Origin of the sequence: Lentzea californiensis, assembly GCF_024648825.1 — a bacterium.
Classification (GTDB): Bacteria; Actinomycetota; Actinomycetes; order Mycobacteriales; family Pseudonocardiaceae; genus Lentzea; species Lentzea californiensis.
The window spans coordinates 299,877-320,309 of sequence record NZ_JANBBE010000004.1 but is presented as its reverse complement, the minus strand read 5'-3'; the positions used below and the strand labels follow the sequence as shown (position 1 = coordinate 320,309).

18 protein-coding genes and 2 tRNA genes are annotated in these 20,433 nt (G+C 69.6%); 12 read left to right on the top strand and 8 right to left on the bottom strand.

The annotated features are described in order from the left end of the window. The first annotated feature begins 20 nt into the window (after window positions 1–20). On the top strand, window positions 21–1,334 hold the full coding sequence (locus LX88_RS18525) for a response regulator transcription factor (RefSeq protein WP_258949016.1): 1,314 nt from the start codon (window positions 21–23) through the stop codon (window positions 1,332–1,334). Between the two features lie 228 nt (window positions 1,335–1,562). Here the strand turns inward: LX88_RS18525 and LX88_RS18520 are convergent, their stop codons facing one another. Next, on the bottom strand, window positions 1,563–2,801 hold the full coding sequence (locus LX88_RS18520) for a helix-turn-helix domain-containing protein (RefSeq protein WP_258949015.1): 1,239 nt from the start codon (window positions 2,799–2,801) through the stop codon (window positions 1,563–1,565). A gap of 28 nt (window positions 2,802–2,829) precedes the next feature. Here LX88_RS18520 and LX88_RS18515 point away from each other — a divergent pair, with 28 nt between their 5' ends. From LX88_RS18515 to LX88_RS18505, 3 genes are all read left to right on the top strand, one after another. Further along, complete coding sequence (locus tag LX88_RS18515) at window positions 2,830–2,961, top strand: hypothetical protein (RefSeq protein WP_258949014.1); 132 nt, start codon at window positions 2,830–2,832, stop codon at window positions 2,959–2,961. 140 nt (window positions 2,962–3,101) lie between these two features. Then, a complete protein-coding gene (locus LX88_RS18510; RefSeq protein WP_425459936.1) occupies window positions 3,102–3,584 on the top strand; it encodes a PH domain-containing protein in 483 nt (160 codons plus the stop codon). Beyond that, the gene (locus LX88_RS18505; RefSeq protein ID WP_308203451.1) at window positions 3,581–5,134 is read left to right on the top strand and encodes a PH domain-containing protein; all 1,554 of its coding nucleotides are present in this window, start codon (window positions 3,581–3,583) and stop codon (window positions 5,132–5,134) included. Before LX88_RS18510 ends, LX88_RS18505 begins: the two co-directional genes overlap by 4 nt. On the opposite strand, the gene LX88_RS18500 is transcribed toward LX88_RS18505, so the two are convergent. Next, on the bottom strand, window positions 5,113–6,048 hold the full coding sequence (locus LX88_RS18500) for a GlxA family transcriptional regulator (RefSeq protein ID WP_258949013.1): 936 nt from the start codon (window positions 6,046–6,048) through the stop codon (window positions 5,113–5,115). The two genes, LX88_RS18505 and LX88_RS18500, sit on opposite strands and share 22 nt — an antisense overlap. Before the next feature lie 77 nt (window positions 6,049–6,125). Between LX88_RS18500 and LX88_RS18495 the strand changes: the two genes are divergently transcribed. Then, entirely contained in the window at window positions 6,126–7,385 is a 1,260-nt protein-coding gene (locus tag LX88_RS18495) for an MFS transporter (RefSeq protein WP_307790663.1), read from the top strand. On the opposite strand, the gene LX88_RS18490 is transcribed toward LX88_RS18495, so the two are convergent. Then, window positions 7,317–8,834, bottom strand: coding sequence for a helicase HerA-like domain-containing protein (locus LX88_RS18490; RefSeq protein WP_258949011.1), 1,518 nt, complete (start codon window positions 8,832–8,834; stop codon window positions 7,317–7,319). The two genes, LX88_RS18495 and LX88_RS18490, sit on opposite strands and share 69 nt — an antisense overlap. 72 nt (window positions 8,835–8,906) lie before the next feature. On the opposite strand from LX88_RS18490, the gene orn reads away from it, so the two are divergent. From orn to LX88_RS18475, 3 genes are all read left to right on the top strand, one after another. Continuing rightward, window positions 8,907–9,512 (top strand): oligoribonuclease, encoded by a 606-nt coding sequence (orn, locus tag LX88_RS18485; RefSeq protein ID WP_090071422.1) that lies wholly within the window; start codon window positions 8,907–8,909, stop codon window positions 9,510–9,512. A gap of 65 nt (window positions 9,513–9,577) precedes the next feature. Next, window positions 9,578–9,650 (top strand) — tRNA-His (locus tag LX88_RS18480). Window positions 9,651–9,775: 125 nt separating this feature from the next. Then, entirely contained in the window at window positions 9,776–11,401 is a 1,626-nt protein-coding gene (locus LX88_RS18475) for an ABC-F family ATP-binding cassette domain-containing protein (RefSeq protein WP_258949010.1), read from the top strand. A 4-nt stretch (window positions 11,402–11,405) separates the two neighbouring features. On the opposite strand, the gene LX88_RS18470 is transcribed toward LX88_RS18475, so the two are convergent. Further along, the gene (locus LX88_RS18470) at window positions 11,406–12,539 is read right to left on the bottom strand and encodes a L,D-transpeptidase (RefSeq protein ID WP_258949009.1); all 1,134 of its coding nucleotides are present in this window, start codon (window positions 12,537–12,539) and stop codon (window positions 11,406–11,408) included. A 286-nt stretch (window positions 12,540–12,825) separates the two neighbouring features. Between LX88_RS18470 and LX88_RS18465 the strand changes: the two genes are divergently transcribed. Beyond that, window positions 12,826–12,899 (top strand) — tRNA-Lys (locus tag LX88_RS18465). Between the two features lie 77 nt (window positions 12,900–12,976). On the opposite strand, the gene LX88_RS18460 is transcribed toward LX88_RS18465, so the two are convergent. Beyond that, window positions 12,977–14,182, bottom strand: a complete 1,206-nt coding sequence (locus tag LX88_RS18460; protein ID WP_258949008.1) for a peptidoglycan DD-metalloendopeptidase family protein — start codon at window positions 14,180–14,182, stop codon at window positions 12,977–12,979. A 226-nt stretch (window positions 14,183–14,408) separates the two neighbouring features. On the opposite strand from LX88_RS18460, the gene LX88_RS18455 reads away from it, so the two are divergent. Then, window positions 14,409–15,350: a hypothetical protein gene (locus tag LX88_RS18455; protein WP_258949007.1), complete on the top strand. Its 942-nt coding sequence runs from the start codon at window positions 14,409–14,411 to the stop codon at window positions 15,348–15,350. A gap of 3 nt (window positions 15,351–15,353) precedes the next feature. Here the strand turns inward: LX88_RS18455 and LX88_RS18450 are convergent, their stop codons facing one another. Then, window positions 15,354–15,932 (bottom strand): TIGR03086 family metal-binding protein, encoded by a 579-nt coding sequence (locus LX88_RS18450; RefSeq protein WP_258949006.1) that lies wholly within the window; start codon window positions 15,930–15,932, stop codon window positions 15,354–15,356. Between the two features lie 55 nt (window positions 15,933–15,987). Between LX88_RS18450 and LX88_RS18445 the strand changes: the two genes are divergently transcribed. After that, window positions 15,988–16,425, top strand: coding sequence for a MarR family winged helix-turn-helix transcriptional regulator (locus LX88_RS18445; RefSeq protein ID WP_258949005.1), 438 nt, complete (start codon window positions 15,988–15,990; stop codon window positions 16,423–16,425). Window positions 16,426–16,434: 9 nt separating this feature from the next. Then, window positions 16,435–17,625: an amidohydrolase gene (locus LX88_RS18440; protein WP_258949004.1), complete on the top strand. Its 1,191-nt coding sequence runs from the start codon at window positions 16,435–16,437 to the stop codon at window positions 17,623–17,625. A 62-nt stretch (window positions 17,626–17,687) separates the two neighbouring features. Here the strand turns inward: LX88_RS18440 and LX88_RS18435 are convergent, their stop codons facing one another. Beyond that, complete coding sequence (locus tag LX88_RS18435; RefSeq protein ID WP_372511346.1) at window positions 17,688–19,904, bottom strand: tachylectin-related carbohydrate-binding protein; 2,217 nt, start codon at window positions 19,902–19,904, stop codon at window positions 17,688–17,690. Next, window positions 19,886–20,431, bottom strand: coding sequence for a hypothetical protein (locus tag LX88_RS44595; RefSeq protein ID WP_372511344.1), 546 nt, complete (start codon window positions 20,429–20,431; stop codon window positions 19,886–19,888). Before LX88_RS44595 ends, LX88_RS18435 begins: the two co-directional genes overlap by 19 nt. Window positions 20,432–20,433: the final 2 nt, after the last annotated feature.

Genomic DNA, 20,433 nt, shown 5'->3' with positions numbered 1-20,433 from the left:
CCGAACTAGGGGGCTCGACCATGACGGTTCCGGGCAGGACCGCGGATCCGCGATCCAACGCCGTGCACAACCTGCGTGAGGCACGGATAGCGCTGGACGAGGGCAGGCCAGGCGAGGCCCTGGAGTACGCGGAGAAGGCCGTCGCCGCGTACTCGTGGCTGGACGACGCGGAAGGCGTGGCGGAGGGTGTCCTGGCCCAGTCGGTGGCGCTGGGCAAGCGGGGACTGTGGCCCAGCGCGCTCGACACGATCGACAAGGTGCAGGCGATCGCCGCCGCCAACCGCCACATCGGACTCCAGGCGCGGTGCAGCTTCTCCCGTGCCGTGGTGGAACTGCGGCTCGACTCGCGGGAGCGGAGCTTCAACTCCTTCGCCCGCGCGCTGGGTCTCGCGGAACTCACCGGAGACAACGAGCTGATCGGCTCGGTGCTGTTCGAACAGGCACGCGTGATGCGCATGCAGTACCACGAGCACTGCATGATCCGCACCGAGGAGAGCCGCTGCAGCCTCGACGGGGAGCCGTGCGTGCGCAAGCTCCGCCGCGCGGAAGCGTTGTGCGCTCAGGTGCGCGACCGCTGGAAGTCGCTCGGCGACCCGGTGCGGATGGCGATGGTCAACGTCCTGCTGACACACGTGCGCATCGATCTGGGTGAACTTGACCGCGCGCACCGCAGCTGGCAGCGCGCTGACCAGTTGCTTGCCGGAAGGAACCGCCCGGTGGCGCGGGCGGAGGCGTTGATGGCACGGGCGCGGCTCAGCGGTGCGCGGGCGCGCCATCCCGAGCAGATCGCCCAGCTCACCCAGGCCGCCGAACTCGCGATGAGCTGCCTGGCACGGGAAGTGGCGGTGCACGCGCACCAGCAGCTGAGCGAGGCGCACGAACGGACCGGCGATCTCGAACGGGCGCTGCGCCACGCGCGGATGCAGCTGGAGCAGTACCGCCTGTGGGAACTGCAGGAGGGGCGCGACCTGCTGCGGATGCGCGAGCACGACCTGTCGTCACGACTCGTGGAACAGCTGGCGCACAAGCGTTTCGAGCCCAAGCGGGAGAACGCGGTGGTACGGGTGCCGAACGCGGGTGAGCTGCACGAGACCGGCACCGCGGAGCACACGAACGCCCGGATCGCCCGCGCGTTGCGAGCAGGACTCACCAAACGCGGCATCGAGGTGCTGAGGCTCGTGGCCGCCGGGGCGAGCACGGCGATGATCGCGGAGTCGCTCGGCCTGTCCCCCAAGACCGTGCAGAACCACCTCCAGCGCATCTACACCACCCTTGCCGTCAACGGCCGCTCCGGAGCCATCGTGTGGTGGATGAACCTGACCGCCGGCCAGTAATGCATTGTCAACTGATTGACAACTGGTCCGAGCGGACCGGGGGACCATCGCCCGTTCGGCCGCTTGCCGGTGACGAGGAACTGCCGGTTCCCGGGTGTTCTACCCACATCCGTGCGGTTGAATTGGGTGATGTGATGGGTAACTGGTCTGTGTCATGCTCCGTTAACAACGTGGCCAGTTGATGAGCGAGGGGCGGTCATGGGCAGGCACCGCCGCCGGGCGCCCGCGTCAGTGCTTTCGGAGCGCGATGCGTGCCACATCTCGCCACAGCAGCGGGTCGACGCCCTCGGGGTTGATGTTCTCCAGCAGTGCGGCCAGCGCCGCGCGCGCGTCGCCACCTCCGTGCGGATCGACCTCGTCCGCCGCCCGCACGAGCAGCAGGTGGCACCGCAGCTGCTGCTCGGCGTCGAGCTGTCCAGTGGCGAGCGCGACCTCCGCCAGTTCGCGGGCCCGGCCGACCTCTCCGTCGCGCAGAGCCAGTTCCGCCCGCAACACACGGGCGTGCGCGAGCAGGTCGTCCTGCCGGCCCATCGCGGCGATCGTCGTCTCGACCTCGTCCAGCATCGCGACCACCTCGTCGAGGTTCGAGCCGGGCGTGCGCAACGCGATGGACGCCCCGGCCAGGCGGACCCGGCAGCGGTACTCGGGATCGCCGTTGAAGTCGTCCAGCAGCGCGACGGCCTCGCGGATGCAGTGCGCGGCCTCCATCCGGTCCCCCAGGCGATCCGCGACCTTGGCGCGCACCCACCACGTGGAGATCGCGAGCCGGTCGCGGCCGAGTTCGGGCAGCCGTGCGGAAAGCTGGTCCACGACCTGTTCGGCGTCGGCCAGCCGCCCGGCCACGGTCAGCTCCGCGCACAACGCGATCAGAGCGCGCGTGTGCACGCGCCGCACCCGTTCGCCGTCACCGCTCGCCAGTTCGACGGCCTCGGTCGCCGCCCGCACGGATTCGGCCGTCCGGGCGAGGCGCCGCAACGAGGATGCGCGCAGGATCTCCACGAGCGCGTCCACCGCCGGACCGGGAGACCACGACTTGCGCAGCTTCGCCGCCGCCAGCAGCAGACCCTCGTGGTCGCGCTGCCTCGCGAGCACCACCAGGCGCGTCCAGCGCACGCACCAGCCGAACATCTCCTCGTCCGACCGCTTTCCCAGCGCCTCCAGCAGATCGACGGCCAGGACCAGGTCTCCGTCGTGGTATGCCAGCAGCGCCTCGCACCACGCGAGCGCCTCGTCCTGCATGGCGGTGCGGTCCTCGTCGACGACCAGCTCGGACGGGTCGACGCCGAGCACCTCGGCGAGCCTGCGGACGACGGCAGGCGACGGAACGCGTTCGCCGGACTCGAGCCGGGACACGTAGCTCATCGAGACTCCGGGGCACGCGAGGTCCTTTTGCGACAGACCGCGCTGCAGCCGGACAGCCCGCAACCGCGCACCGAACCTCGTCAACGACTTCCTGCCCTCATCCACGGCCGCCACCTAACGAAGGAGCCCCTCAATGAAGTCGAACACTATCGCTCGAACCATCGCCGCCGTGATCCTCAGTCTGGGGGCACTGCTGGCGATGTCGGGCGCGGCCTCGGCTGACGACAGCGACAAGTTCACCCCGCCGTACTGCGCCCAGCCCTGACCGACCCGCCCTGCCCGACCCAACCCTGCTCGGGGTGGTCTTGCCTCCCTCGCAAGCAAGACCACCCCGGCCACCGACACACCAATTGACACACCTGGCCACACCAGCGCGTACGGGTGAGGCACCCTTGTGGGGTGACTCTGCAACTGCGCACGCCTCGTCACCAGGTGAGCCCGAAGTCCGTCCTGCTGTGGACGATGCAGGCCGCCTTCTTCTGGCTCGTGCTCTTCGTGCCCCAGCTGGTCGTGTTCCTGCTGGTGGACGAGCCGCCGACGTGGGAGTTCGTGCTCATGATCGCCACGCTGGTCGTCGGGATCGTGCACACCGCGGTCGAACCGAGCTGGCGCTACCGCGTCCACCGCTGGGAGACCACGCCGGACGCCGTCTACACCCTCTCCGGCTGGCTGAGCCAGGAGTGGCGAGTCGCACCGGTGTCGCGGATCCAGACGATCGACACGAAACGCGGGCCGTTCCAGCAGATGCTCGGCCTGTCCACCGTCACCGTGACGACGGCGTCGGCCGCCGGGCCGGTGGAGATCGAGGGCCTGGAGCACGAGGTCGCGCAGAGGCTCGTGGTGGAACTGACCAACACCACGCAGGCCACGCCCGGTGATGCCACGTGAGCACTCCCGCGGAGGTGCCGGCCGGGCTTCCCGCCGCACCGGAGTTCGTCGAGCCACTACCGGAGTGGCACCGCCTGCACGTGCGGATGCTGGTCGTGCGGCCGCTCAACGAGGGCATCGCGATGCTGGTGCCGATCCTCGTGCTGCTGTTCACCGGCAACGGCGAGAAGTGGCGGCTCTTCGCCAGCGGCGCGACGGTCGCGGCGATCCTCGTTTTCAGCTACCTCATCTGGCGCACCACGAGGTACCGCATCACCGACGACCAGGTCGAGCTGCACACGGGACTGCTGACCCGCAAGCAGCTCGCGGTGCCGCGTGATCGCATCAGGACCGTCGACCTCACCTCCAAGCCGGGCCACCGGATCTTCGGGCTCTCGGCGGTGCGGATCGGCACTGGCCAGCAGGACGTGCCCGGCACGGACGGCCTGACGCTCGACGCGGTGACGCAGCAGGAGGCCGAACGACTGCGGTTGTTGTTGCTGCAGAAGGGAGTCGCGCCGCGAGCGGCGACCACGGCGGAGGGCGAGCACGCGGAACCGGTTCCGCTGCCCGAGTCCGAGGTCATCTCGCAGCTCGACCTGAAGTGGCTGAAGTTCGCACCGTTGTCGTTGTCGGGTCTAGTCGCGATCGGCGCCTTGTTCGGCGTGCTGTCCAACTACGCCGACGACCTGGGTCTGCACCCGGTGCAGGACCTGTGGGAGTGGCTGTTCGAAAACCCGAGCCTCGCACTGTTCGCCGTGTTCTTGGTCGTGCTGGCCGTGGCCGGGCTGGTCCTGTCGATCCCGCTCTACATCCTTCAGTTCTGGAACTACCGGCTGACCCGCGAACCGGACGGAACCGTGCGCGTGCAACGGGGTCTGCTCACCACCCGCTCGGTTTCGGTGGAGGAGCAACGCCTGCGGGGCGTGGACATCCAGGAACCGCTGCTGGTGCGCGCCGGCAAGGGCGCGAAGCTCGCCGCGGTGACCACGGGCCTGGGCTCGAAGGGCGAGAGCAACCTGCTGCTGCCGCCCGCACCGCTGTCGGTGGCGCACCAGGTGTCGCGGGACGTGCTGAAGGTCGGCAACGACCCGACGACGCTGCGGCTCCGCAAGCACCCGTTCGCCGCGTTGCGCCGCAGCATGCTCCGGCACGTGGTGCCGTGGGTCGTGATCGCGACGGGCCTCGCGATCTGGGCGCCGTCGTGGGCCTGGCCGATCCCGGTGGCGATCATCCCGTTCGCCGCGCTGGTCGGCTGGGACAACTACCGGTCGCTCGGCAACGCCCTGGACGAGCGCTACCTGGTGACGCGCAACAACTCCCTCGTGCGCAGCACCGTCGCGTTGCAGCGCACCGGCATCATCGGCTGGCGCATCCAGCGGTCGTTCTTCCAGCGCCGCAGCGGTTTGATGACGATCGGCGCGACCACCGCGGCGGGCGCGGGCATCTACCACGTGACGGACGTCGGCGAGTCGCACGGGCTGGCGCTCGCCGACGAGGCCGTGCCGGACCTGTTGCGCCCGTTCCTGGTCGACTCCACTGTGGACGATCAAGCCGAGCGGAACGCCTGACGGTAGGCGCTGGGCGAGATCCCGACCGAGGCGGCCAGCTGCTGCCGCAGAGCCGCGCCGGTGCCGAAACCGGCGTGGCTCGCGACCTGGTCGATCGGCAGGTCGGTGGACTCCAGCAGGTGCCGGGCCCGGTCGACGCGCTGCTGCGTCAGCCACTGGCCCGGCGACATGCCGGTCTCCGCGCGGAACCGGCGGGTGAACGTGCGCACGCTCATCCGCACCTGTGCGGCCATCGCGGCGAGGTCGAGCGGCTCCTGGAGCCGTTCCAGCGCCCATTCGCGGGCGAGCGCGGTCGAGGTGTCCGGGTAGCTCGGCACCGGCCGGTCGACGAACTGGGACTGCCCGCCCTGCCGCCACGCCGGGACGACGCAGTAGCGGGCGACCCAGTTCGCCACCTCGCTGCCGTGGTCGGACCTGATGACGTGCAGGCACAGGTCGATGCCCGCCGCGACGCCCGCGGACGTCAGCACGTCGCCGTCGTCGATGAACAGCACGTCCGGGTTGAGGCGCACCTTCGGGTAGAGCGCGCTGAACTGGTCGGTGGTCTTCCAGTGCGTGGTCGCGGGCCTGCCGTCGAGCAGCCCGGCGGCGGCGAGCACGAACGCGCCGGTGCAGATCGACATGATCCGCGGGGCGTTCGTCGTCGTGAGGGCTTCCAGGACCGCCGGTTCGAGACGGCCTTCCCGCGCCGGCTGGTAGTGGGTGCCGGGCACGAGCACCGTGTCCGCGTCCTTGAGCACCTCCAGGCCGTGGTCGGGCGCGATGGTGAAGCCGCCGGTGGTCGGGATCGGGCGGCGGTCCGGCGAGCAGACGACGACCTCGTACCTGTCCTCCAGCCGCGCGAACATGTGCGTCGAGCTGCCGATGTCGAACGCGACGGACTTCTCGAGCGCGAGGACGGCGATCCGGTGCATGGCCTGATTCTTTCACATGTTGGCCATCGGGCCACTGGTCGCCGGGTCGCCCATCGCCGAACCTTGTCGGCGTGAGACTGCATTGGGCCTGGGTTGTCGCAGGTGTGTCCTTCATCGCCCTGGTGGGCGCCGCGTCGTTCCGGGCCGCGCCGGGTGCGTTGATCGAGCCGCTGCAGGCGGAGTTCGGCTGGACGACCGGCACGATCTCGCTCGCCATCTCGATCAACCTGTTGCTGTTCGGGCTGACCGCACCGTTCGCGGCCGCGCTGATGGACAAGTTCGGCGTGCGGATCGTGGTGACCAGCGCGTTGACGCTGGTCGCGATCGGCAGCGGGCTGACGGTGTTCATGACCGCGTCCTGGCAGCTCGTCATGCTGTGGGGCGTCGTGGTGGGTGTCGGTACCGGTTCGATGGCGCTGGCGTTCGTCGCGACGATCACCGGACGCTGGTTCGTGAAGCACCGCGGCCTGGTCACGGGCGTGCTGACAGCGGGTGGCGCGGCAGGTCAGCTGGTGTTCCTGCCGACCGTGGCCTGGCTGTCCGAGTCCTACGGCTGGCGGTACGCGTCGCTGGTGATCTGCATCGCCGCACTGGCCGTCGTGCCGCTGGCGGGGTTCTTCCTGCGCGAGTACCCGCGGGACGTCGGGCTGCTGCCGCTCGGCGCGACCGAGGACACTCCCCCGCCGCCGTCCGGTGGTGCGGCCAAGCGCGCCCTGGGTGCGTTGGCCACGGCGGCCAGGACCCGGCCGTTCTGGTTGCTGGCCGGTGGTTTCGCGATCTGCGGAGCGTCCACGAACGGCCTGGTGGGAACGCACTTCATCCCCGCCGCGCACGACCACGGCATGCCGACGACCACCGCCGCCGGGTTGCTCGCGCTGGTCGGCGTGTTCGACATCGTGGGCACCATCGCGTCCGGCTGGCTGACCGACCGCGTCGACTCACGGCTGCTGCTGGCGGGCTACTACGCGTTGCGCGGCCTGTCGCTGATGCTGCTGCCGCAGCTGTTCGGCGAGTCGGCGCACCCGTCGATGCTGGTGTTCATCATCTTCTACGGCCTGGACTGGGTCGCGACGGTGCCGCCGACCGTGGCGCTGTGCCGCCAGTACTTCGGCATGTCCGGTCCTGTCGTGTTCGGCTGGGTGTTCGCGTCGCACCAGCTCGGTGCGGCCGTCGCGGCCTCGGCGGCCGGGCTCACCCGCGACCACCTGGGCAGCTACGACCTGGCCTGGTACGTCGCGGGCGCCCTCTGCATCGGCGCGGCCGTGCTGTCAGCGTCGCTTGCGCGAAGTCCCGAACAGGCCTCGCGTGATCTCGCGCGCCAGGGCACTGCCGGCTGACCGCAGGAACGACTTCACGGCGCTGTTGCCCAGCACCTTCTCGACGAGCCCCGGTTCCTCCTTCTCCTGCCGCTGGGGAGGAGCGTCCGGGACTCGTTCTTCCTTCGGCGGCGCGACCTTCTGCATCAACTGCTCGTAAGCCGACTCGCGGTCGACCGTCTCCGAGTACTTGCCGTGCAGATCGGACGCCTGGGACGCCTGTTTGATCGCGTCGTCGCCGATGGTGTCCATCAACGAGCGCGGCGCCCGCAGGCGGGTCCACGCGACCGGCGTCGGCGCGCCCTTCTCGCTCAGCACGGTGATGATCGCCTCGCCGATGCCGAGCGACGTGAGGGCCTTCTCCAGGTCGTAGTGCGGCGTCGTCGGGTACGTCTTCACCGTGCGCGCCAACGCCTTCTGGTCGTCGGGCGTGAACGCGCGAAGTGCGTGCTGAACCCGCGCGCCCAGCTGCGACAGCACGTCGTTCGGGATGTCGGTCGGCAGCTGCGTGCAGAAGAAGACGCCGATGCCCTTGGACCGGATGAGCTTCACGGTCTGGGTGATCTGGTCGAGGAACGCCTTGGAGGCGTTGGAGAACAGCAGGTGTGCCTCGTCGAAGAAGAAGACGAGCTTGGGCTTCTCGACGTCGCCCTCCTCGGGCAGCGTCTCGAACAGCTCGGCCAGCAACCACATCAGGAACGTGGAGAACAGCGCCGGGTTGCCCTGCAGCTCGGCCAGTTCCAGCAGGCTCACGACGCCCTTGCCGTCGCGCTGCCGCATCAGGTCGGCCGGGTCGAGCTCCGGTTCGCCGAAGAACCTGTCGCCGCCCTGCGCCTCCAGGTTGGCCAGCGCCCGCAGGATCACACCGGCGGTGGAGCTGGAGACACCGCCGATGCCCTTCAGGTCCGCCTTGCCCTCGTCGCCGGTGAGGTGCTGGATGACGCTGCGCAGGTCCTTGGTGTCGAGCAACGGCAGGCCGCGGCTGTCGGCCCAGTGGAAGATCAGCCCGAGCGTCGACTCCTGGGTGTCGTTCAGACCCAGCACCTTCGACAGCAGGATCGGCCCGAAGCTCGTGATCGAGGCGCGCAGGGGAACGCCGAGGCCGCCCGTGCCGATCGACAGGAACTGCACGGGGTACGACGCCGGCAGCCAGTCGTCCCCGGTGTCCGCGGCACGGGCCTTGGTCCTGTCGCTGTCCACACCCTGCTGCGACAGACCGGACAGGTCGCCCTTCACGTCCGCCATCAGCACCGGAACGCCGTTGTCGGACAGCTGTTCGGCGAGCAGCTGGAGGGTCTTCGTCTTGCCGGTTCCCGTTGCGCCCGCGACAAGTCCGTGGCGGTTGACCATGGCCAGCGGGATGCGGACGTGGGCGGCCGGCTCCACCGTCCCGCCGACCAGCACGGCGCCGAGCTCGATGGCCGCGCTCTCCGACGCGTACCCGGCAGCGATCTCAGCTTGAGCCGTCATGCACGAGGAGCGTAATCAGGTTGCTGCACGCCGCCACTCGAAGTTGACGCTCCGCGCAGTAATGTTTCCGGCGTGATGGATCGTCTGGTGTGGATCGACTGCGAGATGACCGGACTCGACTTGGGCAAGGACGCTCTGATCGAGATCGCGGCACTGGTCACGGACGCCGAGCTCAACGTGCTCGGCGACGGCGTGGACATCGTGATCCACGCGGATGACGACGTGCTCGCCTCGATGCCGGAGGTCGTCATGCAGATGCACGCCAAGTCGGGCCTGACCGAGGAGGTGCGCGCGTCCGCGGTCTCCCTGGAGGAAGCCGAGGCCGCCGTGCTGGCCTACATCAAGGAGTGGGTCCCCGACCCGCGGACCGCTCCCCTGGCCGGCAACTCCATCGCCACCGACCGCGGCTTCATCGCCCGCGACATGCCGGCGCTGGACGCCCACCTGCACTACCGCATGGTCGACGTGTCGTCGATCAAGGAGCTGTGCCGGCGCTGGTACCCGCGCATCTACTACGCGCAGCCCGGCAAGGGCCTCGCGCACCGCGCGCTCGCGGACATCGTCGAGTCGATCCGAGAGCTCGCGTACTACCGGCGCACGGCGTTCGTGCCGCAGCCCGGTCCGTCGACCGAGCAGGCCCAGGCCGTCGCCGCTGACCTGCTCAAGAACGTCGACTGACCCCCGATTTCAATATCAGTGGATGCCGTTGCTATGCTTCCCATGCCGGTCAACGACCAGCAATGGTGGGTGTAGCTCAGTCGGTAGAGCACTGGGTTGTGATCCCAGGTGTCGCGGGTTCAAGTCCCGTCACTCACCCGGATAAGCCGGGTTGTGTTCGCGGAAAGCGCGAACACAACCCGGCTTCGTTGTGTTTCTGGGGGCCGAGCCCCCAGGCCCCACGCCGGGGGCAAGCCCCCGAACCCCATCTGTCGGAGCGCGCTGTGACCACTCTTGTCGCCAAGGACCTCGCCGCCGGCCACGGTGACCGCGTCCTCTTCTCCGGGCTGGACCTCGTGGTCGCTCCCGGAGACGTCATCGGCCTCGTCGGCGTCAACGGCGCGGGCAAGTCGACGTTGCTCAAGACGCTGGCAGGGCTCGTCCCCGCCGAGTCCGGCCGCGTGACGCTGAGCCCGCCCGCGGCCAACGTCGGGCACCTGTCGCAGGAACCGGAACGCCGCGAGGGCGAGACCGTCCGCGACTTCCTGGCCCGCCGGACCGGTGTCGCGGACGCCCAGGCCGCACTGGACGCGGCCACCGAGGCGCTGACCGCCGGCAACGACGAGGGCTACTCGGACGCGCTCGACCAGTGGCTCGCGCTGGGCGGCGCCGACCTGGAGGAACGGTCGCTCGAAGTCATCGCCGACGTGGGCCTCTCCGTCGGCCTCGACGCGCTGATGACCTCGCTGTCCGGCGGCCAGGCGGCACGGGCGGGGATGGCTTCGTTGCTGCTCAGCCGCTACGACATCTTCCTGCTCGACGAGCCGACCAACGACCTGGACCTCGACGGCCTGGAGCGGCTGGAGAAGTTCGTCACGGGCCTGCGCGCCGGCACGGTGGTGGTGTCGCACGACCGCGAGTTCCTGGCCCGCACGGTCACAAGCGTGCTGGAGCTCGACCTGCACCAGAACTCCGTGCGCCTGTACGGCGGCGGTTACGAGTCGTACCTCGAAGAGCGCGCACGGGCCCGTCAGCACGCCCGTGACGACTACGACGAGTTCGCGGACACCAAGGCCTCGCTGGAGGCCCGTGCACGCATGCAGCGGTCGTGGATGGACAAGGGCGTGAAGAACGCCCGGCGCAAGGCGACCGACAACGACAAGAACGCCCGCAAGTTCCGTGCCGACGCCACCGAGAAGCAGGCCTCGAAGGCCCGGCAGACCGACCGCATGATCGAACGGCTGGACGTCGTCGAGGAACCCCGCAAGGAGTGGGAGCTGCGGATGGAGATCGCGTCCGCTCCCCGGTCCGGCGCGATCGTGGCCTCGTTGCGGGCGGCCGTCGTCGAGCGCGGCGGCTTCCGGCTGGGCCCGGTGGACCTGCAGATCGACTGGGCGGACCGGGTCGCCATCACCGGCGCGAACGGCGCGGGCAAGTCGACGTTGCTGGCGGCGTTGCTCGGGCGCGTCGAACTGGCTTCCGGTTACGCGACTCTGGGCTCCGGCGTCGTGGTCGGCGAGGTGGACCAGGCGCGCGGGCTGTTCCTGGGCGACCTGCCGCTGGTGGACGCGTTCGAGGAGGCCGTGCCGGAGATGAACCCGGCGGACGTGCGGACGTTGCTGGCCAAGTTCGGCCTGAAGGCGGCGCACGTGATGCGCCCGGCGGCGTCGCTGTCACCGGGTGAGCGGACGCGGGCGGCACTGGCGTTGCTGCAGGGCCGCGGGGTGAACCTGCTGGTGCTGGACGAGCCGACGAACCACCTGGACCTGGCCGCGATCGAGCAGCTGGAGACGGCGCTGGAGAACTACCCCGGCACGTTGCTGCTGGTGACGCACGACCGGCGGATGCTGGAGGCGGTGCAGGTGAACCGTCACCTGACCGTGTCGGACGGTCAGGTGACGGTTTCCTAGAGGCTTAGCGGTTGCCCTGGACCCAGGTGGCCCAGGGGACCTGCCAGTCGCCGAAGCCGTCCCACGGCTCCAGCACGGGACCGCCGGAGTTGGTGACGACCACGACGTCGCCCTGCTTGCTGTTGTCGAACACCCACTTGGCGTTCTCCGGCGAGAGGTTCAGGCAGCCGTGGCTCACGTTGCGGTGGCCCTGGTCGCCGATGGACCACGGCGCGCCGTGGAAGAAGATGCCGCTGTTGGACATGCGGTACGCCCAGTCGACCGGCGTCTTGTAGCCGCCGTTCTCCAGCGCCAGGCCGTACGTCGTCGAGTCCATGATCATGTGGTTGTACTTCTCCATCAGCACGTACGTGCCGGTGGGAGTGGCGTCGGCCGGCTTGCCCATCGAGGTCGGCATGGTGCGCACGACCTGGCCGTTGACCTTGGTGATCACCTGGTGCGTCTGGCCGTCGGCCTCGTGGATGACCTCGTCGCCGACCGTCGTGGTGATGACGCGGTCTTCCTGGCCGTAGATGCCGTCACCGATGTGCTTGCCGTAGACCTTGATGTTCATCGTGATCTTGGTGCCCGGCTTCCAGAACTTCTCCGGACGCCAGTGCACCTCCTTCTTGTTGAACCAGTAGAAGGCGCCCTCGACCTTGGGCTCGGTGGTGATCTCGAGCATCTTCTCGGCCGCGACCTTGTCGGCCACCGGCTCGTCGAAGTAGAAGGCGAGCGGCTGTCCGACGCCGATCGTGGTGCCGTCCTGGGGGTTCGTCGACACGTACGTGAGCGTGCGCGGCTTCACCGTGGTGAAGGACGACTCCTTGGTCTCCGTCTTGCCGTCCTCGCCGGTGGCCGTGGCGACCAGCTTGTACGTCTTGGAGTACCCGAGCGGCTCAGTGTTGGTCCACTGCGTCGACTCGGGGTTCATCTTGCCCTCGACGACCTTGCCGTCGGGGTTGGTCAGCTTGACGTCCGTCAGCTTCCCGTCCGCCGCCGTCGCGATGACGGGCAGACCGGGCGACACGTCGGCCACACCGTTGTTCAACGCCAGCGTCAGCGTGACGGGCTTCGGCGGAGGCGGAGGAGCGCTCGACTCCCCACCGCCACCGGCCACCGCATCGCCGCCACCCCCCGAACAGCCTGCGATCAGCATCACAGCGACCCCCGCTGCGACCACCCCAAGACCGCGCCTGCTCCACATCCCCATGGACGTACTTCCGATCTGCTTGTGTCCGCTCCCGAGACTGCCTGCACGAAGGTGTTTGGGCGTCCCCCGATTAGGTGACGACAGGGGGTGGCCCGAAGTTGCGCAAGTGGCCGGATCGTTACGTGGCCGATGCACCCCCAAACCGGTGCTGACCAGCCGATTGGGAGCGCGCGGAGGCGCTGTGCTAACGTTCTTCACGTCGGAAACGAGCAAGCCTCCGGCACACAAACAAGCGCCGCTAGCTCAGTTGGTTAGAGCAGCTGACTCTTAATCAGCGGGTCCGGGGTTCGAGTCCCTGGCGGCGTACTCCAGAGAAGCAGGTCGAGATTCGTCTCGACCTGCTTCTCTGCTTTTTCGTGCTTGTCGTCATTCTCCTTTTCGGCTCAGCAGGCCGCGGCCACCGGTTCGCTCGAGCCGGTGTCGACGAACCCGTCGCTGATCCACTTGCCGTCCTCGAGCCGGTTCCACAGGTCGGTGCTGCCCCAGACGCCCTCGACGGCCTCGCCGCGGCTGGTGCACGCGATGGACACCACCGCGCCGTCCGCGACCGTGCCCTCGACCGGGTAGGTCAGGCCGGGGCCGGACCGCAGGTTCACCGTGCTGTTCGGACCCGCGTCGACCGTGCCGGTGGGCAGGGTCGTGCCGCCACCGCCGTAGTTCGTGATCCGGCCGCCGACGGACACGCGCGTGCTGCCGCGTTGCGCGTAGCCGCCGTAGGCCTGCGAGCCTTCGTAGAACGTCCAGCCGCCGATCGTCATGCCGTTGACGCTCACGTGGGTGTTGCCGCGCAGCAACGAGAAGTGCACGTGCGCGCCGGTGCCCGAACCGCCGCACGGCAGTTCGTTGCCGATGTTGCCGAGGTACGTGCCGGTGCGCACGGCGCTGCCGTCGGCGAGCGTCGTGAGGTTGTACATGTGGTAATAGGTGGTGCTGTACCCGTTGTCGTGCACGACTTTCACCAACGCGCTACGGCCGACGACGCAGCTCTTGTAGACGCGGCCGCTGCCCGCGGACAGGACCCGGCCGTCGCCGCCGTTGAAGTCGATGGAACTGAACGGCCGGCTGTTGCCGCTGTTGCCGTGCGGGCCGCCGCCCATCCACCACGCCACGTTCACCGGCCACGGCAGGCCGAGACCGGTGGGCGCGAGCGCTTGTGCGCGGTTGTTCTGGTTGGCCGCGAACGTGCGCTTCTCGCCGTCGCTGAGCACGCCGGACGGCGCCTGCGCGGCGAGGGTGGCGAACCCGGCGGTGCCGTCGAGCTCGACGCGCCACGCGGTGTGTTCCCTGCGGGCCAAGAACAACGCCATGTGCGGTGCGCCGTGTTCTTGGCCGTGGGCCATCGGGATGGTGGTGCTGCCGAACACCCACGCACCGGACGTGCGGGTCGGCTCGAACAGCGGTTCACGCAAGGTCTGCGTGTCCCACTGCCGCTTCAACGCGTCGCCGTGCTGCTGGAGCATGGTGGTGCGAACGGTTGTGGCGAGGTCGGTCTCGGCGGCCGTCGCGGACGGTGCCGCCAGCACCGCCGCACCGGTCGCGAGGGCGGAGAAGAGCGCGGCGAAACGGCGCGCGGACAACGGACGGGACATGTGCCCTCCAGGGGGAATTCGGCACAGTGCAGGGGTTCGGCGGCTCTTGCAGGGGCCGCCGCGCCGATGACATACCGGTGGTCCGACACGGTCAAGGTCGCCTCCGGCGGACGTCCACAACTGTGGAAAGCGCCCTCAAAACTGTGGAGTGATACCCACCTTCGTCGGTCATGTCGGGCGTGAACGGGCTTCTAAACTGTTTCTTCCACACTGGAGGGGGTGGCTCGTGGCCGTTCCGCCCGACGTCGGCCACGAGGTCGACGTGCTGCTGCGCGCCGGTCCGTTCCACGCCGCGTTGCGCGCCGCCATCGAGCGCAGCGGCCTCACGCTGGAACGCCTGCGCGACCGCCTGGACCGCCGGGGCATCCACGTGAGCCTGTCCACGCTGAGCTACTGGCGCCTGGGGCGCAGCCGTCCCGAACGCGCCGACTCGCTGCGCGCGGTCCAGGCCATCGAGACCATCCTCGGCCTGCCGCGGCACTCGCTGGAAGCCCTGCTCGGCCCGCCGCGCCCGCGGGGCAGGTGGGTGACGCAGCAGCGACAGCCCCGGCGCTACGGACGAATGCTGGAACCCGCGCAGTCGCTGGCGGAGACCGTGGAGGCGCTGGTCGGGCCGTCCGACAGCGACCTGCGCCTGTGGTCGCAGGACGACGCGGCCACAGTGGACCAGTACGGCGCCCTCCGCTCGATCCACACCAGACAGGTGCTGCGCGCGGTCGCCGGCAACCCCGACCGCTACCTGGCCGTGTACTGCGCGGACGACGGCACGCCACCGGAGGCGCTGGGTGTGGAGGCCGTGCGCAACTGCCGGCTGGGACGCGTGCGGAGGCACCCCGGAGCGCCGGTGATCGCCGCGGAACTGTTGTTCGACCACACCCTGCGCGCAGGCCGGACCCACCTGCTGGAGTACCGCTTCACCATCGAGGAGACAGGCGCGGTGGCCCACGACCACCGGCGTGCGTTCCGCTATCCCGTGGGCGCCTACGTGATGAGCGTGCAGTTCACCGAGCCCCGCCTGCCGGTCCGTTGCTACACCCTCGCGCAGCCCGGTGTGGACGCGGCACTGGAGCACGGGGACGAACTCGCGCTCGCACCGGGCCGGGTGCTGCACCTGACGGCGAGGGACGTCCAGCCGGGCGTGCTCGGCATCGGCTGGGACTGGTCCTAGGACTCAAGCCCAGTCAGGTGATCGCCCCAGCGCCGCCAGGATCCGGCGAAGCGGGTCGGAGGCGTTCTCGCCCACCGCGGGCTTGAACGGCGCGCCGGGCTTCAGCCTGAGTTCGCCGCCGGGGACCGCCAGCGCGATCCGCAACGCGGGTTCGGCGACCTCGGAGGCCAGGCGGTAGCCGAGTCCGAGCGAGCGCGCGACGTCCCAGCCGTGCACGACGTAGTCGATCAGGTGGAAGCTCACCGCCTGCACCGCCGGGAAGCGCGCCCCGAACTCGGGCAGGTCGAACTCCCGTTGCGGCACTTCGGGTTCCGCGAACGCGGCCAGGACGTCCTGCGCCGCCTCGGTGTGGTCTGCCGGACCGGCGGGCCGGACCTCCCAGGCCGTGAGGTCGCCGCCGGCGCCACGGGCAGCGGCCGCGAAGCCGTGGTGCTGGGCGGTCATGTGGGCGAGCAGGTCGGCCAGTGTCCACTCGGCACACGGCGTGCGTCTGCCCATGTCGCCGGCCCGCACCTGGGACACGATCTCGATGCTGGTCCGCACCACGGCACGGTGGTGAGCCAGCAGGTCGATAATATGCATGCGCTTACGATATGCAGATGCTTACTATCACCGCAAGGTCGCTATCATCCTGGTCGTGGACGGCCGGCGACGTGACCTCGCGGCGATGATCGCGCCGCTGCAGCGAGCGCTGGTCGCCGCCGAGCAGCCGGTGCTGCGCGCACACAGCCTGAGCATGTGGGGCTACGTGGTGCTCGACGCGCTCGAAGGCCAGCCGGTGCGGACCCAGGCCGCGCTCGCGGAGTTCATCGGTGCGGACAAGAGCCGGATCATCGGCGTGCTGGACGAACTGGAGGCCGACGGCCTGCTGGAACGCACGCGCGACCCGGCGGACCGGCGCGCACGGCTCGTCACCATCACCGAGGAAGGCCGTCGCCGGCACGGCGTGGTCCAGGCCGAGATCCAGCGGGGAGAAGAACGCCTGCTCGCCCGGCTGACCCCTGCTGACCGCGAGGCGCTGCTGCGCTCGCTGGCCGTGCTCGTCGACGAACTGCCGAAGCTCGGCCAGGACTGAGGAGACACTGTGCCCGACCTGCACGCGCTCTACCGCGATCTGCACGAGCACCCCGAACTGTCGCTGCAGGAGTTCCGCACGGCCGGCGTGCTCGCGGACGCGTTGCGGCCGTTGGGGTACGAGGTCACCACCGAGGTCGGCGGCACGGGCGTGGTGGGCGTGCTGCGCAACGGCGACGGCCCGGTCGTGATGCTCCGTGCGGACATCGACGCGTTGCCCGTGCAGGAGACGACGGGACTGCCTTATGCGTCAACGGTCCGTGCGACCAGTTCGGACGGTGAGGACGTGCCGGTGGCGCACGCGTGCGGGCACGACATGCACGCCACGTGCCTGATCGGGGCGGCCGAACGCCTGTCGCAGACCCGCGAGGAGTGGTCCGGGACGCTGCTCGTGGTGTTCCAGCCGGCCGAGGAACTGGGCAGTGGCGCCAGGAGCATGGTCGAGGACGGCCTGTTCGACCGGTTCGGCAAGCCGGAGGTCGTGCTGGCGCAGCACGTCAGCCCGCTGCCCGCCGGGATGATCGCGTACGGCAGCGGTCCGCTGATGGCGGCCTCCGACTCGGTCCGCGTCACGTTGTTCGGGCGCGGCGGCCACGGTTCGGCGCCGGAGACCGCGATCGATCCGGTGCTGATGGCCGCGCACACCGTCGTGCGGCTGCAGGGCATCGTCGCGCGCGAGGTCGCACCGTCCGAACGCGCCGTCGTCACGGTCGGAAGGTTGCAGGCGGGCACCAAGGAGAACGTCATCCCGGAGACAGCCGAGATCGGCGTCAACATCCGGACCTTCAACGAGCACGTGCGCGGCATCGTCCGGGCCGCCGTCGAACGGATCGCGCGCGCCGAGGCCGCCGCGTCCGGGGCGCCGCGCGAACCCGAGTTCGACTGGTACGACGGCACTCCGGTGCTCGTGTCCGACCCGGACGCCACCACGAGGACGATGGCCGCGTTCGCCGGGCACTTCGGCGAGAACAACCTGATCCCCGGCGCGGTCGTCAACGCCAGCGAGGACGTCGGCGTGTTCGGCACGGCCGCGGGCGTGCCGACCGTGTTCTGGTTCCTCGGCGGCACCGACTTCAGCACCCGCGAACCCGGTCAGCCCGTCGCGATGAACCACTGCCCCGAGTACGCGCCGGACGTCGAGCCGACGCTGACCACCGGGGTCGACGCGCTGGTCGTCGCCGCGCGGGCGTGGCTCGGCTAGCAACGGCGGACGGCCCGTGACCGGGGTCCCGGTCACGGGCCGTCCTGGCCATCACCTCAACGTCAGTTGACCTTCGTCACCTGGAACGCCGGCGCCTTCACCTCGGCCGGCTCGGCCGCCGCGGTGCGCGCCGCCGGCTGCTGGTTCTGGTTCGACACGTCGCGGTAGAGGTAGAGCGTGCCTCCCTTGCTGCGGAAGGTGAACGCCCACGTGCCGTCCTTCAGCGCGAGGACCGACGCGTCCGTGCCGGAGAACTCCTGCCCGGTGATCTTCCACTCCCGGTACTCCTCGCCGCCGGGCGTGATCGGGCTGGTCTCGTACATCGGGCCAGCCGCCGAGCGCACGACGACGGCGAGGTTGCCCGCGGGCGTCCACAGCGCGGCAGGCGAACCGGCCATGGTCACCGCGCCGGGCAGGGTCTGCCAGTCGCTGAAGCCCTCGCCCCACAGGTGGATGCGGTTGTCGGCACGACGGGCGAAGACCCGCATGGCACCGTCCGGCGGGATCACCAGCGCGGGCGTGCCCTCGATCTTGCCGCCGAAGCTGATCCACCCGCTGAGCTTGCCGTCGACCAGCGTCGCCGTGCGCAGCGAGCCCGTGTTGTCGGTGGTGATGATGCGGAACCCGTTGCCCTCCACCGCGACCGCCGGAGTGCGGGTGCTGTTGCCGCCGCCTCCGGCGATCTCGTTCCAGCCGTCGAGGTCGCCCTCGGTCGCTCCGTCCTGCTCACGCCACCACAGGCGGCCCTGCGCGTCCACGGCGAACGAGTACAGCTTGTCGCCGGGGCCCTTCAGCAGCGTGACGTTGCTGGCCATGAAGCCGCCCATGCCGTACGGGTCCGACATCAGGCCGTTCGGGATGTTGTTGCGGGAGCCGCGGAACTCGCTGTCCAGGTTCTGGCCGGCGAGTTGCAGCCTGCCGTCCGCGAAGAACGCCGCGGCCGGCTTGTTGACGAAGCCCGAGGGCGACGTGAAGGGCCTGAACTGCACGCTGCTGAGGTCGTTGATGTTGTGCTGACGACCGTGGTAGAGCACCTTCGACGCGGTGTAGAAGTGTTCCAGCGCGCCGTCGGCGTTCTGGAGCAGCAACGGCGTCTTGTCGTTCTCGGTCACCGCGGGCCGCTGCGGCGTGGCCGAGCGGGTGAGCACGCAGGCGTTGGTCTGGGCGGTGGCGTCCCACCACTGCTCCCAGCCCCAGCCGTTGTAGCGGCGGCCGGCGAGCACCTTGCCGTTCTCGTCGAGGCGCGACCAGGTGATCTCACCGGCGTGGTCCGAGTGCTCACCCTTGTCGGTCGTCGTGCTGTACAGGATGTCGGCGCCCGGCGAGAACACGCGGCTGAACCGGTTCCAGCCACCGCTCACCTCGGAGTACCGCTGCACCCACCGCTGCGAAGGCACGTCGTACTGGAAGCGGTGGAGCGTGCCCGAGTTGGCGTCCTTCTCGCGTGCGTAGATCACGCCGTCACCGGCCGCGACGATCAGGTCGAACTTGAGCCAACCGGTGTCGATGGTCCGCACGTCCCACTGCTCGCCGGACACGTGGCGCTTCCACCGCAGCTTGCCGTCGTCCTGCACGGTGAAGAAGTCGCCGCGGCTGTCGATGGTGATGCGGTTGCGGTACTCCGCGTGGTCCCACCCCCACCAGCCGGAGCCGACCTTCTTGTGGATCGAGTCGCCGTCGAGCTTCTTCCACTCGCTCCCGGTCCACTCCATGCGGAAGATGTCGCCGTTGGTCCGCACGTTGTAGAAGATGTTGTCCTTGCTGGCGAACAACCTCCCGGCGAACTGGGTCGGCAGGTCCTGGGCGTTGCCCCAGTTCGCCGTGCCGTTGGCCGGGTCGTTGTGGGAGTACCTCCGCGGAATGTCACCGATCTTCGCCATGATCGGCGCGGTGCTGGCGCAGGTGATGGTCGCCGCGTTCGCGGGCACCCACTTGCACGCGTCGGTCTGCGCGGTCAGGTCCCAGTCGTTGGCGAAGCCCCAGCCGTTGTAGGTGCGGTCGGCGATGGCGCTCCCCTGCTGGTCCATGTGGTACCAGTAGAGCTCGCCCGGGAAGCCGTGCGGCCCGTTGTCCTGGGTGTGGCCGTAGACGATGTCCGCGCCGGGCGAGAACAGGCTGGCGTGCATGTTCCAGCCGGTACCCGCGTTGCCGTCGCGCTGCAGCCAGGTCCGGTTGACCTTGTCCCAGTGGAACCGCAGCAACGTCCCACCGTTGATGTTGGGGTCGCGCGCGTAGATCACGCCGTCACCGGCGGCGACGATCAGGTTGAAGCGCCCCACCCCGCCTCGATGACCTCGCCCTCGAGGCGCTTGGTGGTGGCGTTGTACCAGCTGCGGCGCAACTGGTTGTCGTCCTGGACCGTCCACAGGTCACCGGCGCTGTCGAACGCGATCCGGTTGCGGAACGCGGCGAGGTCCCACCCGAACCAGCCCTCCGACACCTTGAACGCGGTCGCCTTGTCGTAGTTCTCGATGCGGTAGAACTCGCCGTTCGGCCGCAGGTTGTAGAGCACCCGCCCGGCCGAGGCGAACACCCGGCCGGGGAACCCCGTGCCGAGGTCGATCATGGGATTCCAACCGGCACTGCCGCTCGCGGCGTCGGCGTGCCGGTACATCCGCACGGACTCGGCACCCAGCTTGGCGAGGACCGGTACGTCGGGCAGGCAGCTCACGGCGTTGGCCGGCGGGGTGCTGGCCTGGGCCGGGGCCGCGGTGGTGATCGCCACCGCGAGGGTTGCGGTGGCGGTGGCGGTGAGCAGTGCGGCGATCGCGCGGCCTGCTCTTCCGGACAGGCGCGGTCTGCGCACTT

Excerpts from the sequence above, each read along its gene's own strand:
- LX88_RS18470 (WP_258949009.1), bottom strand. The coding sequence starts at position 12,539 with ATGCTGATCGCAGGCTGTTCGGGGGGTGGCGGCGATGCGGTGGCCGGT.
- LX88_RS18525 (WP_258949016.1), top strand. The coding sequence starts at position 21 with ATGACGGTTCCGGGCAGGACCGCGGATCCGCGATCCAACGCCGTGCAC.
- LX88_RS18450 (WP_258949006.1), bottom strand. The coding sequence starts at position 15,932 with ATGCATATTATCGACCTGCTGGCTCACCACCGTGCCGTGGTGCGGACC.
- LX88_RS18460 (WP_258949008.1), bottom strand. The coding sequence starts at position 14,182 with ATGTCCCGTCCGTTGTCCGCGCGCCGTTTCGCCGCGCTCTTCTCCGCC.
- LX88_RS18515 (WP_258949014.1), top strand. The coding sequence starts at position 2,830 with ATGAAGTCGAACACTATCGCTCGAACCATCGCCGCCGTGATCCTCAGT.
- LX88_RS18500 (WP_258949013.1), bottom strand. The coding sequence starts at position 6,048 with ATGCACCGGATCGCCGTCCTCGCGCTCGAGAAGTCCGTCGCGTTCGAC.
- LX88_RS18490 (WP_258949011.1), bottom strand. The coding sequence starts at position 8,834 with ATGACGGCTCAAGCTGAGATCGCTGCCGGGTACGCGTCGGAGAGCGCG.